The sequence below is a fragment of the Streptomyces sp. NPDC051322 genome (assembly GCF_040689485.1).
Taxonomy (GTDB): domain Bacteria; phylum Actinomycetota; class Actinomycetes; order Streptomycetales; family Streptomycetaceae; genus Streptomyces.
This window is the reverse complement of record NZ_JBFBAK010000007.1, coordinates 231,892-248,415: the sequence shown is the minus strand read 5'-3', so window position 1 is coordinate 248,415 and position 16,524 is coordinate 231,892. Positions and strand designations below refer to the sequence as shown.

The 16,524-nt window shown below is 67.9% G+C and carries 12 protein-coding genes; 2 read left to right on the top strand and 10 right to left on the bottom strand.

From position 1 onward, the window contains the following. Positions 1–4 precede the first annotated feature (4 nt). The 5 genes from AB0436_RS18515 to AB0436_RS18495 all read right to left on the bottom strand — a co-directional run bounded on the left by AB0436_RS18515 (position 5) and on the right by AB0436_RS18495 (position 5,099). Positions 5–667: a HEAT repeat domain-containing protein gene (locus AB0436_RS18515; RefSeq protein WP_366468952.1), complete on the bottom strand. Its 663-nt coding sequence runs from the start codon at positions 665–667 to the stop codon at positions 5–7. A 235-nt stretch (positions 668–902) separates the two neighbouring features. After that, on the bottom strand, positions 903–1,616 hold the full coding sequence (locus AB0436_RS18510; RefSeq protein ID WP_366468951.1) for a hypothetical protein: 714 nt from the start codon (positions 1,614–1,616) through the stop codon (positions 903–905). A 467-nt stretch (positions 1,617–2,083) separates the two neighbouring features. After that, entirely contained in the window at positions 2,084–2,890 is an 807-nt protein-coding gene (locus AB0436_RS18505) for a lysozyme (RefSeq protein WP_366468950.1), read from the bottom strand. Positions 2,891–3,098: 208 nt separating this feature from the next. Then, positions 3,099–3,506, bottom strand: coding sequence for a VOC family protein (locus AB0436_RS18500; RefSeq protein ID WP_366468949.1), 408 nt, complete (start codon positions 3,504–3,506; stop codon positions 3,099–3,101). A 63-nt stretch (positions 3,507–3,569) separates the two neighbouring features. After that, a complete protein-coding gene (locus AB0436_RS18495; RefSeq protein ID WP_366468948.1) occupies positions 3,570–5,099 on the bottom strand; it encodes a UDP-N-acetylglucosamine 1-carboxyvinyltransferase in 1,530 nt (509 codons plus the stop codon). A gap of 299 nt (positions 5,100–5,398) precedes the next feature. On the opposite strand from AB0436_RS18495, the gene acnA reads away from it, so the two are divergent. Further along, positions 5,399–8,113, top strand: coding sequence for an aconitate hydratase AcnA (acnA, locus tag AB0436_RS18490; RefSeq protein WP_366468947.1), 2,715 nt, complete (start codon positions 5,399–5,401; stop codon positions 8,111–8,113). A 67-nt stretch (positions 8,114–8,180) separates the two neighbouring features. On the opposite strand, the gene AB0436_RS18485 is transcribed toward acnA, so the two are convergent. The 5 genes from AB0436_RS18485 to xylA form a co-directional block, all read right to left on the bottom strand. Next, complete coding sequence (locus AB0436_RS18485; protein WP_366468946.1) at positions 8,181–9,560, bottom strand: GH1 family beta-glucosidase; 1,380 nt, start codon at positions 9,558–9,560, stop codon at positions 8,181–8,183. 8 nt (positions 9,561–9,568) lie between these two features. Then, a complete protein-coding gene (locus tag AB0436_RS18480; RefSeq protein WP_366468945.1) occupies positions 9,569–10,417 on the bottom strand; it encodes a carbohydrate ABC transporter permease in 849 nt (282 codons plus the stop codon). Between the two features lie 5 nt (positions 10,418–10,422). Beyond that, positions 10,423–11,379, bottom strand: a complete 957-nt coding sequence (locus tag AB0436_RS18475; RefSeq protein ID WP_366468944.1) for a sugar ABC transporter permease — start codon at positions 11,377–11,379, stop codon at positions 10,423–10,425. 13 nt (positions 11,380–11,392) lie between these two features. Next, on the bottom strand, positions 11,393–12,655 hold the full coding sequence (locus AB0436_RS18470) for a sugar ABC transporter substrate-binding protein (RefSeq protein WP_366468943.1): 1,263 nt from the start codon (positions 12,653–12,655) through the stop codon (positions 11,393–11,395). A gap of 192 nt (positions 12,656–12,847) precedes the next feature. Beyond that, complete coding sequence (gene xylA / locus AB0436_RS18465) at positions 12,848–14,017, bottom strand: xylose isomerase (RefSeq protein WP_366468942.1); 1,170 nt, start codon at positions 14,015–14,017, stop codon at positions 12,848–12,850. 222 nt (positions 14,018–14,239) lie between these two features. On the opposite strand from xylA, the gene yicI reads away from it, so the two are divergent. Further along, positions 14,240–16,492: an alpha-xylosidase gene (gene yicI, locus AB0436_RS18460; protein ID WP_366468941.1), complete on the top strand. Its 2,253-nt coding sequence runs from the start codon at positions 14,240–14,242 to the stop codon at positions 16,490–16,492. Positions 16,493–16,524 lie beyond the last annotated feature (32 nt).

The window sequence follows — 16,524 nt, the reverse complement described above, 5'->3', positions numbered from 1 at the left end:
CTGGTCACCCCTCCTGGCCCGTTCTTTCGAGTGCCACGCTGCGCTTCGCCTCCTCGATCGCGAACTCGAATCCGGCATCGGGGTCGTGCAACAGCCGTTCGGTGGCGATCGCGTGCTGACGTACGCGAGGGTCGAGATCCGTCATCGCGGCGCGCAGATACGGCATGACCACCTCACCGAGCGCGATCAGCCCCCGGCTGAGGCTCAGCCGCATCGCACGCTCGCCGCGCCCGAGCTGTGTCGCCAACGTCCCGGCCAACGCGGGTTCTTCACCTTCGGGCACGAGTACGACTGCTGCCCGCCAGGCGCTCCGCGCCACCTCGTGGTCGGCATCGGTCAGAAGCGCCCGTGTGATCGCCGGCCACGCCTGCCGATCCCCGATCTTCGACAGCGTGTGCAAGGCCTGGCTTCGTGCCTGCGCACGCTCCGAGCGGAGTTCGTCGATGAGCCTGGGGACCGTTATTGATGCAGAGTGGCGGGTGAGTGCCCAGGTGAGCATTTCGCGCACGGGAAACGCGGGTTCCATCGCGCATCGTTCGATGAGCTTGTCGACGAACTGTGGGCCCGGGGTCGTGCCGGCCGCCAGCGCTGCCTGCAGCCGCACCGACGCGCTGCTGTGCTCCAGTCCCCGGAGAACTCGGGTCGTTCCCTCTGCGGGCATGGTCATCGGGATCACCTCCTCGACACAGTGAAAGCCTTGTCACTGTGTCAAGGTCAAGCGGCCGCATGCTGCGAGATCACCGGGCGCTCCGCGGGACGTCCTTGCTGAACACGATCCCGTCGCTCCCGGCCAGGTGTGGCGAAGCGGCCCTTCGCGCGATGCGCTCACGTGAAGGGCCGCGATCCGTCTCAGTGGGGGGCGGCCGGGTTCGGCCGGCGTGCGGGGGACGGGCGGTCTCTGTTCAGGAGGAGGAGACCGAGAACGAGTTCGTGCTGAAGTTCAGGCCGCCGGAGGAGGACGTGATCTCGTAGCCGAACTGGACGTCGCCGAGGGTGACGTCGCCGAGCCACTGCTTGCTGTTCTTGAGCCAGTTCATGACGGCCAGGACGTCGACGGTCGAGGAGTTGGTGTTGGAGGTGCGGACGAAGGAGAAGACGGCGTTGCTGCCGTTGCTTCCCTTATAGACCGTCCATGTGCTGCCGCCGACCGAGACGTTGCCCTGGGAGGTACCGAGCGGGCCGACAGCGCCGGTCTTGTTCATCCAGAGCATGATTTCGTAGGCGTGGTTGGTGTCCCAGATGTCGTACGTGGTCTCGTACGCGCCGCTGGAGGGCACGCTGACGTTGAAGCTGGACTTGACCGATCGCAGAGCGCTGAGCTTCTTGCCCACGTAACGGGTGGCGTTGGGGTACGACTTGATGCCGCCGGTGTTGGGGTGGTTCGCCCAAACACCCCAGTTGCTGTATGAGTTGGCCCAGATCGTCTGCGGGCCGGCGCCGCCGCCCCAGACGTCGTTGTAGAGCGTGTAGCCGCCGTTGGACCACGTGCCGTACTGGGCGCTGGACGACCACGTCGCGGCGTACGCCGGTGCCGCGGTCAGCCCGATCGCCGCGGCCGCGGAGGCGATGAGGCCCAGGAGGATCGCTCGAGGCCTTTTGCGGAGGGTTGCGCGCATGGGGGGCTCCATTTCGTTGCGTTGACTACTGCGGTCGGCGAATCCTGTCGTGGCGGGACTGTCCAACCGCTGACCGTCGAAGCGCTTCGACACAGGGACCGAGTCGGTCGGGCGCTCGTAGTCGGGTGATGGGCCCGACGATGACAGTCGAATTATCGAAGCGCAACACCTGCTACCGGGAAAATTTTCCGTGCGAGCCGACAACCCCCGATCGCGTGGCCGCACGCCCATTTCTGCGACATCACCTTGCTCGCGCCGGCACTCATGGCCGCCTCAACCCCCTTCGCCCGCCCGGAAGAAGCCCCATGTTCGTGTAACCAAGCCGCCGCGGGGTGCCGGCTGCGGCACTGGACATGGGGAGGTATCGGTGCGGACCATCTACCGGGGTATGGACGCCACGCGGCCGGTGTCCCGTTCTACGGGGACACCGGCCGCGTGGCGCCTACCAACTGCTCGAGGGAGGCTGGTCAGCCGTTTGCGAGGGCCTTCATTCGGTCGAGACTCCCATTGAACCGGTCATGGTCACCGACCGTCGCTCCCGTGGAGGTGTACTGCCACAGGGTCTGGTACGTCCAGCCCGCAGGCAGGACTCCGACGGACGAACCGTAGTGCGGCACCCACAGCGGATTGGTCTTGCCGAATCCGGAGTTGTTCCCTGTACAGGTCTTCCACCATTTGGTGGAGGTGTACAGGACGACGTCCCGGCCGGTCTTCGCCTTGTAGGTCCTGGAAAAGTCCCTGACCCACTTGACCATGCCCTGGTGGCTCAGTCCGTAGCAGGCGGCGCCGTACGGGTTGTACTCCATGTCGAGAGCGCCGGGCAGGGTCTTGCCATCCTTGGACCAGCCGCCGCCGTGGGCGAGGAAGTACTTGGCCTGGGTGGCGCCGCTGGATGTGTTGGGGGTGGCGAAGTGATAGGCGCCGCGGATGATCCCGGCTTTGTACGACCCGTTGTACTGCTGGGTGAAGTGCGTGTTCCTGTAACTGGTGGACTCCGTCGCCTTGATGTAAGCGAACCGCACGCCGGACTTCCGCAGCGTGGACCATGCGACGTTGCCCTGATGACTGCTGACGTCGACGCCCTGTGTGCCCCGGGCGGCGGTGAGTGCGACGTCGCTCTTGCTCGTGCCTTCGTGCTTGAGGATCTGGGAGCCGGCGAAGTCATCGCCGGGGCGAGCGGGCTCGGGAACGCCGGTGGCGGCGCCCGCGGTACTGGAGAACGCGAGAGCAAGGGCAGGAATGCCCACGGCCAGAGCGACTAGGACATTCGACATATGGCGAGGTGCGCGGGCGGGCACAGACATGAGACGCCTCCAAGGATCAACCCCAGCCTGCGGGGCGTCCTTGGGAAGCACCGAGAGACGCGCGGAGGGCGCGGCTCACGTCACCCGATACGGCGAACGGTGGACGGCGACCGAAGTCCGGAACGGCGGAGAACGTGATGCGGAGACGTTCAGGAGGGTCTGCCGCTGACGGAAACTGTCAGTCCTGCGAGGAGAGCTCGGCTTCCGGCAGGATCGGTTCGAAAAGCTCGATGGGGTTGCCCGAGGGGTCTTCGAGCAGTGTCTGCCTGCCGCCCACGCCGGTCACGATGTTGTTGCGGAAGTGCGCACCACTCGCACGCAACGACTCGACGGTTGCCGTGAGGTCCGAGACCTCAATCGTGAAGCGGTTCCACCCGCCGGGATGTGGCAGCGTGCCATCCGGCATGGCCTGTCCGCCGCCGGGACCGCCCCCGGCGGCGCTGAGTACGAGACGGAGATCGCCCAGCGAGAGCATGGCAAAGGTCGGAGCGGGGTGCATCACCTCGCTGAAGCCGAGCTGCCGGCAGTAGAACGAGATTGCCTCGTCGACGTCGTTCACGATGTAGCGGACGCTCACGGTCGCCATGGCTTTCCTTGCTCTCGGGTACGGACGTCCGGACCAGGTGATCTTGGTCCCGGGTGAAGGTCTTCAGATATCGCGGAAGATCTCGATCTGCGCACCGACCGAGTTCAGCCGCTCGGCCAGTTCCTCGTATCCACGGTTGATCACATACACGTTCCGCAGTACGGATGTGCCGTCGGCCGCCATCATGGCCAGCAGCACCACCACCGCGGGACGCAGGGCGGGCGGGCACATCATTTCGGCGGCTCGCCAGCGGGTCGGACCTTCGACCAGGACCCGGTGCGGGTCGAGGAGTTGCAGCCGGCCGCCCAAGCGGTTGAGGTCCGTCAGGTAGATGGCCCGGTTGTCGTAGACCCAGTCGTGGATGAGGGTCTGCCCCTGCGCGGCGGCAGCGATCGCCGCGAAGAACGGCACGTTGTCGATGTTCAGCCCGGGGAAGGGCATCGGGTGGATCTTGTCGATCGGCGCTTCCAGCTTGGAGGGGCGGACAGTGAGGTCCACCAGCCGGGTGCGGCCGTTGTCGGCCGGGTACTCGGCGCCTCGGTCGTGGTCGAGGCCCATCTCCTCGAGGACCGCGAGCTCGATCTCCAGGAACTCGACGGGCACCCGGCGGATCGTCAGCTCCGACTCCGTCACCACGGCGGCCGCCAGCAGACTCATCGCCTCGACCGGGTCCTCGGACGGCGAGTAGTCGACGTCGACATCGATGGACGGGGTGCCGTGCACCGTCAGCGTCGTGGTGCCGATGCCCTCGACCTTCACGCCGAGGGCCTCCAGGAAGAAACACAGGTCCTGGACCATGTAGTTGGAGGACGCGTTGCGGATCACCGTCACGCCGTCATTGCGGGCGGCGGCGAGCAGCGCGTTCTCGGTGACGGTGTCGCCGCGCTCGGTCAGCACGATCGGACGGTCGGGTGCCGCGCCGCGGACCACCCGGGCGTGGTAGAGCCCCTCGGTCGCGCTGATCTCCAGACCGAAGCGGCGCAGCGCGATCATGTGCGGCTCGATGGTGCGCGTACCGAGGTCGCATCCGCCCGCGTAGGGCAGCTTGAAGGCGTCCAGGCGGTGCAGCAGCGGGCCGAGGAACATGATGATCGAGCGGGTGCGGCGGGCGGCCGTCGCGTCGATCGCTTCCATGTCCAGCGGGCCGGTCGGGACGATCTCCAGGTCCTTCCCGTCGTTGATCCAGCGGGCGCGCACGCCGATGGAGTTGAGCACCTCGAGGAGCCGGTACACCTCCTCGATGCGCGCCACCCGGCGCAGCACGGTGCGGCCCTTGTTGAGCAGGGAGGCGCAGAGCAGCGCCACGCAGGCGTTCTTGCTCGTCTTGACGTCGATCGATCCGGAGAGCCGGCGTCCGCCCACCACCCGCAGATGCATCGGCCCGGCGTATCCGAGCGAGACGATCTCACTGTCCAGCGCCTCGCCGATGCGGGCGATCATCTCAAGACTGATGTTCTGGTTCCCGCGCTCGATGCGGTTCACGGCACTCTGGCTGGTGGAGAGCGCATCGGCCAGCTGAGTCTGTGTCCAGCCCCGATGCTGGCGGGCGTCACGGATGAGCTTGCCGATGCGTACGAGGTAGTCGTCTGCCATAGGGCAGACGCTATCTCAGATATGAGATGACAGTTTGTCGGGGGGGCTGTTGGAGTGACGATGCGGCGGGGGCGGGTAGGGGCAGTGACAGTCCCCACATGACCTGCGGCCGGTCGTGTACTAGAGTTATCTCGACATCGAGATATCTGCCGAAGGCGCAGACGGCCGTCGAAAGTAAGGGTTACCTAACCAGTCCTTACTGTAGCGGATGGTCGAGGAGCCGTAGGCGCACCCGCGGCGCCGGCCGCAAAATGAGGCGCGGCGCGGTAGTACGCGCACATTTGATGAAGGAGACTGTCGTGTCGGCGAACAGCTTCGACGCCCGCAGCACGCTGCGCGTGGGCGACGAGTCGTACGAGATCTTCAAGCTGGACAAGGTCGAGGGCTCCGCGCGCCTCCCTTACAGCCTGAAGGTGCTGCTGGAGAACCTGCTGCGTACCGAGGACGGCGCTAACATCACCGCCGACCACATCCGGGCCATCGGCGGCTGGGACTCGCAGGCCCAGCCCAACCAGGAGATCCAGTTCACGCCGGCCCGCGTGATCATGCAGGACTTCACCGGCGTGCCGTGCGTCGTCGACCTCGCCACCATGCGTGAGGCCGTCAAGGAGCTCGGTGGCGACGCGGCACAGATCAACCCGCTCGCCCCGGCAGAGCTGGTCATCGACCACTCCGTCATCGCCGACAAGTTCGGCACCAACGACGCCTTCGCGCAGAACGTCGAGCTGGAGTACGGCCGCAACAAGGAGCGCTACCAGTTCCTGCGCTGGGGCCAGACCGCCTTCGACGAGTTCAAGGTCGTCCCCCCGGGCACCGGCATCGTCCACCAGGTCAACATCGAGCACCTGGCCCGTACCGTCATGGTGCGGAACGGCCAGGCGTACCCCGACACGCTGGTCGGCACCGACTCGCACACCACCATGGTCAACGGCCTCGGCGTGCTGGGCTGGGGCGTCGGCGGGATCGAGGCCGAGGCCGCGATGCTGGGCCAGCCGGTCTCCATGCTCATCCCGCGCGTCGTCGGCTTCAAGCTGACCGGCGAGCTGAACCCCGGCACCACCGCCACCGACCTGGTGCTCACCATCACCGAGATGCTGCGCAAGCACGGCGTGGTCGGCAAGTTCGTCGAGTTCTACGGCGAGGGCGTCGGCGCCACCTCGCTCGCGAACCGCGCCACCATCGGCAACATGTCGCCGGAGTTCGGTTCCACCGCCGCGATCTTCCCGATCGACGACGAGACGCTGAAGTACCTGCGTCTGACCGGCCGTGACGAGAAGCAGGTCGCGCTGGTCGAGGCGTACGCCAAGGAGCAGGGCCTCTGGCTGGACCCGGCCGCCGAGCCGGACTACTCCGAGAAGCTGGAGCTCGACCTCGCCACGGTCGTCCCGTCCATCGCCGGCCCCAAGCGCCCGCAGGACCGCATCGTCCTGGCCAACGCCAAGCAGCAGTTCGCTCAGGACGTCCGGAACTACGTATCCGACGACGAGGAGGCGGGCAAGGAGTCCTTCCCGGCCTCCGACGCCCCGGCCACCCACAACGGTGTGCCGACCCGCCGTACCCCGGTGACCGCTCCCGACGGTACGACGTACGACCTCGACCACGGTGCCGTCACGGTCGCCGCGATCACCTCCTGCACCAACACCTCGAACCCGTACGTCATGGTCGCCGCCGCGCTGGTCGCGAAGAAGGCGGTCGAGAGGGGCCTGACCCGCAAGCCGTGGGTCAAGACCACCCTCGCCCCCGGCTCCAAGGTCGTCACCGACTACTTCGACAAGGCGGGTCTGACCCCGTACCTCGACAAGGTCGGCTTCAACCTGGTCGGTTACGGCTGCACCACCTGCATCGGCAACTCGGGCCCGCTGCCGGAGGAGGTCTCCAAGGCCGTCAACGACCACGACCTGGCCGTGGTCTCGGTGCTCTCCGGCAACCGGAACTTCGAGGGGCGTATCAACCCCGACGTCAAGATGAACTACCTGGCCTCCCCGCCGCTGGTCGTCGCCTACGCCATCGCCGGTTCCATGAAGGTGGACATCACCCAGGACGTCCTCGGCACCGACCAGGACGGCAAGCCGGTCTACCTCAAGGACATCTGGCCGACCGAGGCCGAGGTCAACGACGTCGTCGCCAACTCCATCGGCGAGGACATGTTCAACAAGTCCTACCAGGACGTCTTCGCGGGCGACGCCCAGTGGCAGGCCCTGTCGATCCCGACCGGCAACACCTTCGAGTGGGACCCGGACTCCACCTACGTCCGCAAGGCCCCGTACTTCGACGGCATGACGATGGAGACCGCCCCGGTCGAGGACATCACCGGCGCCCGGGTCCTCGCCAAGCTGGGCGACTCGGTGACCACCGACCACATCTCCCCGGCCAGCGCGATCAAGGCCGACTCCCCGGCCGGCAAGTACCTGACGGAGCACGGTGTCGAGCGCCGCGACTTCAACTCGTACGGTTCGAGGCGCGGCAACCACGAGGTGATGATCCGCGGCACCTTCGCGAACATCCGGCTGCGCAACCAGATCGCCCCGGGCACCGAAGGCGGCTACACCCGCGACTTCACCCAGCCCGAAGGTCCGGTGTCGTTCATCTTCGACGCCTCGCAGAACTACCAGGCGGCCGGCATCCCGCTGACCATCCTGGCCGGCAAGGAGTACGGTTCGGGCTCGTCCCGCGACTGGGCGGCCAAGGGCACCGCGCTGCTCGGCGTCAAGGCCGTCATCGCCGAGTCGTACGAGCGCATCCACCGCTCGAACCTCATCGGCATGGGCGTCCTGCCGCTGCAGTTCCCGGAGGGCAAGACCGCCGAGTCCTACGGCCTCACCGGCCAGGAGACCTTCTCCTTCACCGGCGTGACCGAGCTGAACAACGGCGTGACCCCCCGCACGGTCAAGGTGTCCACCGACACAGGCGTGGAGTTCGACGCGGTCGTTCGCATCGACACCCCCGGCGAGGCGGACTACTACCGCAACGGCGGCATCATGCAGTACGTGCTGCGCAGCCTGATCCGCAAGTAGGGATCACGCACGGAAGGGCCGCACTCCGGTAACGGGGTGCGGCCCTCTGTCGTTCAGTTGCCTGCGGCTAACTCCGGTGCGCCGCGATCAGCTGCCGGTACCAGTGGTAGCTGTCCTTCGGGGTGCGTACCAGGGTGTCGTAGTCGACCCGGACGATCCCGAACCGCTTGGCATAACCGAGCGCCCACTCGAAGTTGTCGAGCAGCGACCAGACGTAGTAACCCCGCACATCGACCCCCGCGTCCATGGCGGCCCGCAACGCCGTCAGATGACTCCGGAGGTACTCGACCCGGTCGGCGTCGTGGACGGCGCCGTCCGGGTCGACGGTGTCCGGTTCCGCCGAGCCGTTCTCGGTGATGTACACCGGCGGCAGCGCGTCCCCGTAGGCGGCTTTCAGGGCGGTCAGCAGATCGGTGAAGGACTCGGGGACGACCGGCCAGCCCATCGCGGTGCGCCGGACGTTCGGGTACTGCGTCTCGGCGAAGCGGTTGTCGGTGGCGACCCGGCGCGCCGGATCGGGTTCCCGGTGCGGGGCGGCCGCGACCACGATCGGCCGGTAGTAGTTGATCCCCAGGAAGTCCATCGGCTGCGCGATCAGCTCCAGATCGCCGTCCCGGCGGAAGCCCTGCGCGGTGATCAGCTCGCCCCAGGTCTCCTCCTCGGTGGCCGGGTAGCGGCCCGCGAGGATCGGCTCGGTCCACACCAGATTGTGCAGGGTGTCGGCGCGGACCACCGCGGCCAGATCGGCGTCGGAGTCCCTCGCCGGGAGGTTGCGGTCCAGGTTGAGAGTGATCCCCGCCTCGCGGACACCCGCCGCACGCAGGGCCTTCATGGCCAGGCCGTGGCCGACCAGCAGGTGGTGGGCGGCGGCCAGCGCGCCGGTGCCCTCCTTGGCGCCGGGCGCGTGCCGGCCCACCGCGTAGCCCAGGAAGGCGCTGCACCAGGGCTCGTTGAGAGTGATCCAGCGCGGCACCCGGTCACCCAGGTGCTCGGCGACGACCGCCGTGTACTCGGCGAACCGCTCCGCGGTGTCCCGCACCCGCCAGCCACCGCGGTCCTCCAGCGTCTGCGGCAGGTCCCAGTGGTAGAGGGTGGCAGCCGGCTCGATGCCCGCTTCGAGCAGCGAGTCGACCAGCCGGGAGTAGAAGTCGAGCCCCTTGGGGTTGGCCGGCCCGGAGCCCTCGGCCTGGATACGCGGCCACGCCACGGAGAAGCGGTAGGACTCCACACCCAGGTCACGCAGCAGCGCCACGTCCTCCGGGTAGCGGTGGTAGTGGTCACAGGCGACATCGCCGGTGTCACCGCGATCCGTGGCGCCCGGGAGATGACTGTAGGTGTCCCAGATGGACGGGCCACGGCCGTCCTCCCGCACGGCACCCTCGATCTGGTACGAGGCGGTGGCCGCGCCGAAGACGAATCCGGGCGGGAAGACGGGCAGCTCTGGCATGCGGGACCTTACTTGACCGAGCCGCCGGTGATTCCGGCAGCGATGTACTTCTGGGACAGGACGAGGAGTACGGCCGCGGGGATCGCCGACAGCACCGAAGCGGCCATCACCGAACCCCAGTCGCCGACGTGCGCGCCGAGATACTGGTAGATGCCCAGCGTGATGGGTTTGACATCGTCCGTGGTGTTCAGCGTGAGGGCGAACATGAAGTCGCTCCAGGCGTACAGGAACGAGAACAACCCCGCGGTGATCAGCGAGTTGCGGCTCATCGGCAGCACGACCTGGACGAAGGTACGCAACCGCCCCGCGCCGTCCACCTCGGCCGCCTCGATGACCTCACGCGGGATGGCCACCATGAAGGCGCGCATCAGCACGATCGCGAACGGAATGCCCAGCGAGGCGTCCGCGAGCATCAGCCCGAAGTAGGAGTTGACCAGGCCGAGGTCCACGTAGGCGCTGTAGAGGGCGTTGGCGATGACGATGCCGGGCACCATCTGGGTGATCAGGGTTCCGAACACGATGGTCCTGGTGCCGCGCAGCTTGAACTGGGAGAGACCGTAGGCGGCCGGCGCGGCGATCACCAGGCAGATGACCACGGCGCCCAGGGCGACGGCGAGCGAGGTGAGCAGATGGGTGCCCTGATCGGAGAGGGCGGAGCGGAAGCCCGACAGGTCGAGGCTCTCCGGGACCGGGTGCACCTCGAGCAGTCCCGAAGCGGGCTGCAGCGCCGTGTTGACCATCCAGTACAGCGGAAAGAGCATCACGCAGAGCACGAGCACGCCGAAGACGGTCGCACCCCAGCGGCGCTTCGGCTTGTTGCCGTCCGTCGGCGGGGCGGCGGGGGCAGTGGTCGCCATGCCGGTCACTTCCCCTCGTTGCGGTTGGCCCGCAGATAGAACACCGCGAAGACGGCGGAGATCAGGATCAGGATGTTGCCGACCACGGCGCCGGCGCCGAAGTCCAGCTGGACGAAGGAGTTCTGGTACGTGAGCGTGCCCAGGGTCTGGGTGGAGTCCGCGGGTCCGCCGTCGGTGAGGGCGAGGACCAGGTCGAGAATCTTCACCGTCGACATGAAACCGAGCACCAGCACCACGGTGATCACCGGCTTGAGCAGAGGCAGCGTGACGGACCGGAAGGTGCGCCAGGCGGAGGCACCGTCGAGCGAAGCAGCCTCGTGCAGCTCCTTGGGGACTTCCTGGAGCCCTCCGTAGAGGATCACCATGTTGAAGGGGATGCCGATCCAGATGTTGACCAGAATCACCGAGACCAGCGCCATGCTGGTGCTGGTCAGCCACGGTGTGTGGCCACCGAAGCCGACGGTGGCGAGGAAGGAGTTGAGGACGCCGGTGTCCTGGTCGAAGACGCGCCGCCAGACGACGCCGGACACGACCATGGGGACCAGCCAGGGCAGCAGGATCAGCGACCGCAGCAGACCATTCAGCGGGAAGCGCCGGCTGAAGAAGACGGCGAGGCCGAGCCCGATGCAGAACTGGCCGATCAGCGAGCCGATGGTGAAGACGATGGTGTGCCAGAGGGCCTTGCCGAACAGTTCGTCCTTGAAGACGTCGCTCCAGTTGGCGGTGCCGTTGAACGGAGCCTTGCCGGTGAAGAACGTGGACGGCGAGTAGTCCTGGAAGCTCATCACGACGTTGCGGACGAGCGGGTAGCCGAAGAACAGCACCATGAAGATGACGGCTGGGGCGATGAAACCCCACTGGGTGAGCTTCCTGCGGCGCCTGTTGCGGGCCGGGCTCACCTTCTTCTGGGCGGTGGACGTCTGCGGCAGGGGCGCGGCGGCGGAAGCAGTGGTGGTCGACATGGGTTCAGTTACCTCAGTTCCCGCTCGTGGCGCGCTGCTGGGCGCGTTTGAGGGCGGCCTCACTGGACTCACCGGTGAGTGCGGACTGGAAGGCGCTCTGCAGCGCCAGCGAGACCGACGACCAGCCGGCACCGAGCTCGGCGGTGCGCGACCGGGCGGTGGCGACCTGGTCGGCGAGGGAGCTCAGCTCCGGGACCTTCTTGCGCCAGACCGCTGCGGCCTTCTCGTTGGCGGGCACCATCCAGCTGTTCAGCGCGTAGGTGATCTCCTCCTGCTCGCTGGACATGCAGGTGATGATCCGGGCGGCCATCTTCTGCCGCTTGCCGTCCCCGGTGTTGGGCACGGTCAGCACGCCACCGCCCAGCGGCCCCACCGAGTCGTCGCCGGCCCGGGGCACCGGGATCTTCGCCATGCCCCAGTGCAGGCTCTTCTTGGTGTTGAGCGTCTCCACCTGCCAGGGACCGTTGATCATCATGGCCGCGTTGCCCGCCATGAACTGGTCGTTGACGTCCGCCTGGGTCCAGTTCACCGTGGACTTGGACAGCGAGCGGTCCTTCAGCAGGCTCTTCCAGTAGTCGAGCGCCTCGACGACCTGCGGGCTGTCCAGCTTCGTCTCGTCACCGCCGTTGGACCACATGAACGGCGTGAACTGGAAGACCCCGTCCTCCGCGCCGCCGGCGCTCAGGGCCAGGCCGTAGCGCTTGCCCCGGGTGAGCTGCTTCGCGGTCTCCCGCATCTCCGCCCAGGTGGTGGGCACCTTCAGACCGGCCTTGGCGAGGATGTCCTTGTTGTAGAACAACGCCAGGGTGTTCACCGTGCGGGCGGCGCCGTAGTAGGTCCCCTTGTATGAGCCGAAGTTGACGATGCCGTCCGGGACGTCCCGGGTGGACAGGCCGAGATCCTTCAGCGGTATCAGCCCGCCGGCCTCGGCGAAGGTGGGCATCTCGGACGCGTCCAGCTGGAGCACATCGGGCAACGACTTCGAGGACGCCATCCGCAGCGCCTTCGTCATCACCTGCGCGGCCGGCACGCTCTGCTGCTCGATCCGCACCCCGAGCTGCTTGCTGCACCGGGACAGCGTGTCCGCGTCCCAGCGGTGGTAGGACTCGTCGGTCGACGAGTTCAGGACGGTGTACACATCGGGGTCGCGCTGCTGGCCGCAACCGGAGAGAGCCGCGGCGGCGACGAACGCGGAGACAAGACCGAGCGGGACGAGAACCCTTCGGCGGTGACGGCGCGGCCGAGGGCGCGTGCTGTCCGGGGGGTGAGTTGTCACGGTGGTGCCCTTGCATGGGAGGGGTGCCGGCCCGGGGGGACGCCTTGTCCCGACGAGGTGGTGGCGCACGGCCCGATACGGATCCGGCAGGTCCGTAGGCGGAGGGTGTCCATACGCCGAGGGTGAGTGGGCCGGGCGGTGCCCCGGCCCGCGGGGTGTCCGGCGGCCGGGCCGCCGGTCACCCCGGGACGGTCAGCGGACGCCGAGCAGGTGCTCCATGGCGAGCTGGTCGAGCGCCTCGAAGGCCATGCTCTTCCCTGCAGCCGCCGCGACGTCGAACTCCTCGTACGCGGAGCGGTCCGCGAGCAGGCTCTTGACGCCGTCGGCCGCGGTGGGCTGCGCGAGCTCGTCAAGACGGGAGGCGGCCAGCGCTTCCTGTACGGCCGGGTCGGCGCGGAAGGCCAGCGCGCGCTCCTTGAGGATCAGGTAGTTGCGCATGCAGTTCTTCGCGGACTCCCAGACCCCGTCGAAGCCGTCGGTGCGGACCGGCTTGAAGTCGAAGTGCCGCGGGCCTTCGTAACCGGCGGTCTCCAGCAGGTCGACCAGCCAGAAGGCCTGGCGCAGGTCACCGGCGCCGAAGCGCAGGTCCTGGTCGTACTTGATGCCCGACTGGCCGTTCAGGTCGATGTGGAACAGCTTGCCCGCCCACAGGGCCTGGGCGATGCCGTGCGGGAAGTTGAGCCCGGCCATCTGCTCGTGGCCGACCTCCGGGTTCACGCCGTACATCTCCGGGCGCTCCAGGCGCTCGATGAAGGCCAGGGCGTGGCCGACGGTGGGCAGCAGGATGTCGCCGCGCGGCTCGTTGGGCTTGGGCTCGATCGCGAAGCGCAGGTTGTAGCCCTGGTCGACGACGTACTCGCCGAGCAGGTCGAAGGCCTCCTTCATCCGGTCGAGCGCCACCCGTACGTCCTTGGCGCCACCGGACTCCGCGCCCTCGCGGCCGCCCCAGGCGACGTAGGTCTCGGCGCCCAGCTCGGCCGCGAGGTCGATGTTGCGGATGACCTTGCGCAGCGCGAACCGGCGGACGTCCCGGTCGTTGGCGGTGAAGCCGCCGTCCTTGAACACCGGGTGGGTGAAGAGGTTGGTGGTGGCCATCGGCACCTTGAGACCGGTGCGGTCCAGCGCGTCCTTGAAGCGTGTGACGAGCGCCGCCCGCTCACTGTCCGACGAGCCGAACGGAATCAGGTCGTCGTCGTGGAACGTCACGCCGTGCGCGCCGAGCTCGGCCAGCCGCTCGACGGATTCGACGGGGTCCAGGGCGGCGCGGGTGGGCTCACCGAAGGGGTCGTTGCCCCGCCACCCGACGGTCCACAGACCGAAGGTGAACCTGTCAGCGCTGGTGGGGGTGAATCGATCCGACATGATCTGCCTCTTGTCGACGAAGGAAGGGACGGCTGCACAGCGATTTGTTTTCTGACAGTACTAATACTGCATTCGCTCGACGGTTTCTAGACCCCCTCCGTGATTCGCGGGTCACGTTCTGTGTTCCGGCAGCTCGCCGGGTGGGTTTGCCTGCGGCGTCCCGCGATTTGTTTTGTGTACGATCAAATGCGTACTCACCTGAACGAACGGCTAAGGACCCCCATGAAGTTCACCGACGGCTTCTGGCAGATGCGCGACGGTGTGCACACCTCGTACGCCACCGACCTCCGCGACCTGCAGCTCGCAGCCGACCGTCTCATCGCCTACGCCGCCGTCCAGCGAGTCGAACGGCGCGGGGACACCCTGAACGCGCCGCTGCTCACGGTGGAGGCGTTCGCGCCCGCCGAGGGGATCATCGGGGTGCGCGTCACCCACCACGCGGGCCGGCGCCACCGCGGCCCCGACTTCGAGTTGCCGGGAGCCACCGGGACCGCCGCCGCGACCACCCGGACGGACGGCGCCGCCGCCGAGCTGACCAGTGGACCGCTGACCCTCCGGCTCCCCACCGAGGGCACGTTCACCCTGGAGTTCCGGGGGCCGGACGGGGCGCTGCTGACGGCGGCCGGCCGCAAGGGGACCGCCTTCGCCACCTTGGCCGACGGCGCGCACCACATGTTCGCCCAGTTGTCACTCGGGGTGGGCGAGACCGTCCACGGCCTGGGGGAGCGCTTCACGCCCTATGTGAAGAACGGCCAGATCGTCGACATGTGGCAGGCCGACGGCGGCACCAGCAGCGAACAGGCCTACAAGAACGTCCCGTTCTACCTCTCGTCGCGCGGTTACGGCGTCTTCGTCAACCACCCCGGCAAGGTCTCCTTCGAGGTCGGCTCCGAAGCCGTCGGTCAGGTGCAGTTCAGCGTCGAGGACCAGACGCTCGAGTACTACGTCGTCGCCGGCCCCACGCCCAAGGAGGTGCTCGGCCGGTACACCGCGCTCACCGGCCGGCCCGCGCTGCCCCCGGCCTGGTCCTTCGGCCTCTGGCTGACCACGTCGTTCACCACCTCCTACGACGAGGCGACCGTCGCCTCCTTCGTCGACGGCATGAAGGAGCGCGGGATCCCGCTGTCCGTCTTCCACTTCGACTGCTTCTGGATGCGCGAGTACCAGTGGTCGGACTTCGCCTGGGACCCGCAGACCTTCCCCGACCCGGTCGGCATGCTGGCCCGGCTGAAGGCGAGGGGGCTGCGGATCTGCGTCTGGATCAACCCGTACATCGCGCAGAAGAGCGCCCTCTACGCGGAGGGCGCCGAGAAGGGCTACTTCGTCCGCACGGCCGACGGCGACATCTGGCAGTGGGACCGCTGGCAGGCCGGAATGGCCCTGGTGGACTTCACCAACCCGGAGGCGACCGCCTGGTTCCGGAGCAAGCTGAAGGTGCTGCTCGACCAGGGCGTGGACGGCTTCAAGACCGACTTCGGGGAGCGCATCCCGACCGATGTCGTCTGGCACGACGGCTCGGACCCGGAGCGCATGCACAACTACTACACGCACCTCTACAACAAGGCCGTCTTCGAACTCCTGGAGAAGGAGCGCGGGCCGGGTGACGCGGTGCTGTTCGCCCGCTCGGCCACGGCCGGTGGCCAGCAGTTCCCCGTGCACTGGGGCGGCGACTGCTGGTCGTCGTTCGGCGCGATGGCCGAGTCGCTGCGCGGCGGACTCTCCCTCTCGCTGTCCGGCTTCGGCTTCTGGAGCCACGACATCGGCGGCTTCGAAGGAACCCCGGACCCCGCCGTGTTCAAGCGCTGGCTGGCCTTCGGGCTGCTCTCCTCGCACAGCAGGCTGCACGGCTCGTCGTCCTACCGGGTGCCGTGGGAGTTCGGCGACGAAGCGGTGGCCGTGGCCCGGCAGTTCACCGAGCTGAAGCACCGGCTGATGCCGTACCTGTACGGCGCGGCCGTGCAGGCGCACCGCACCGGGGTGCCGGTGATGCGCCCGATGCTGCTGGAGTTCCCCGACGACCCGGCGAGCCGCACCCTGGACCGGCAGTACCTGCTCGGCCCGGACCTGCTGGTGGCCCCGGTGTTCAGCGAGGAAGGCCGGGTCGAGTACTACGTGCCCGAGGGCACCTGGACCCACCTGCTGTCCGGCGAGACCGTCACCGGTCCGGCCTGGCGCGACGATACGTACGGCTTCGACAGCCTGCCGCTGCTGGTCCGCCCCGGCGCGGTGCTCGCGCTGGGCGCGGACGTCTCGCGCCCCGACGGTGACTGGACCGATGGTCCGGAGCTGCGGGTCTTCGCCCCGGAGGGGAGCGGTGACTTCATCCGTACGGTGACGGTCCCGGACCTCACCGGTGCCACTGCAGCGACCTACCGGGTGGTTCGCGCGGGGGGCACGGTCCGGGTCACCGCCGACACCGACCGGCCCTACCGGGTCTCGGTCGTGGGCGAACGGCTCGATATCGAGCAGGACTGACACACCGGGGCGGGACGAACGAAGGGGGGCCG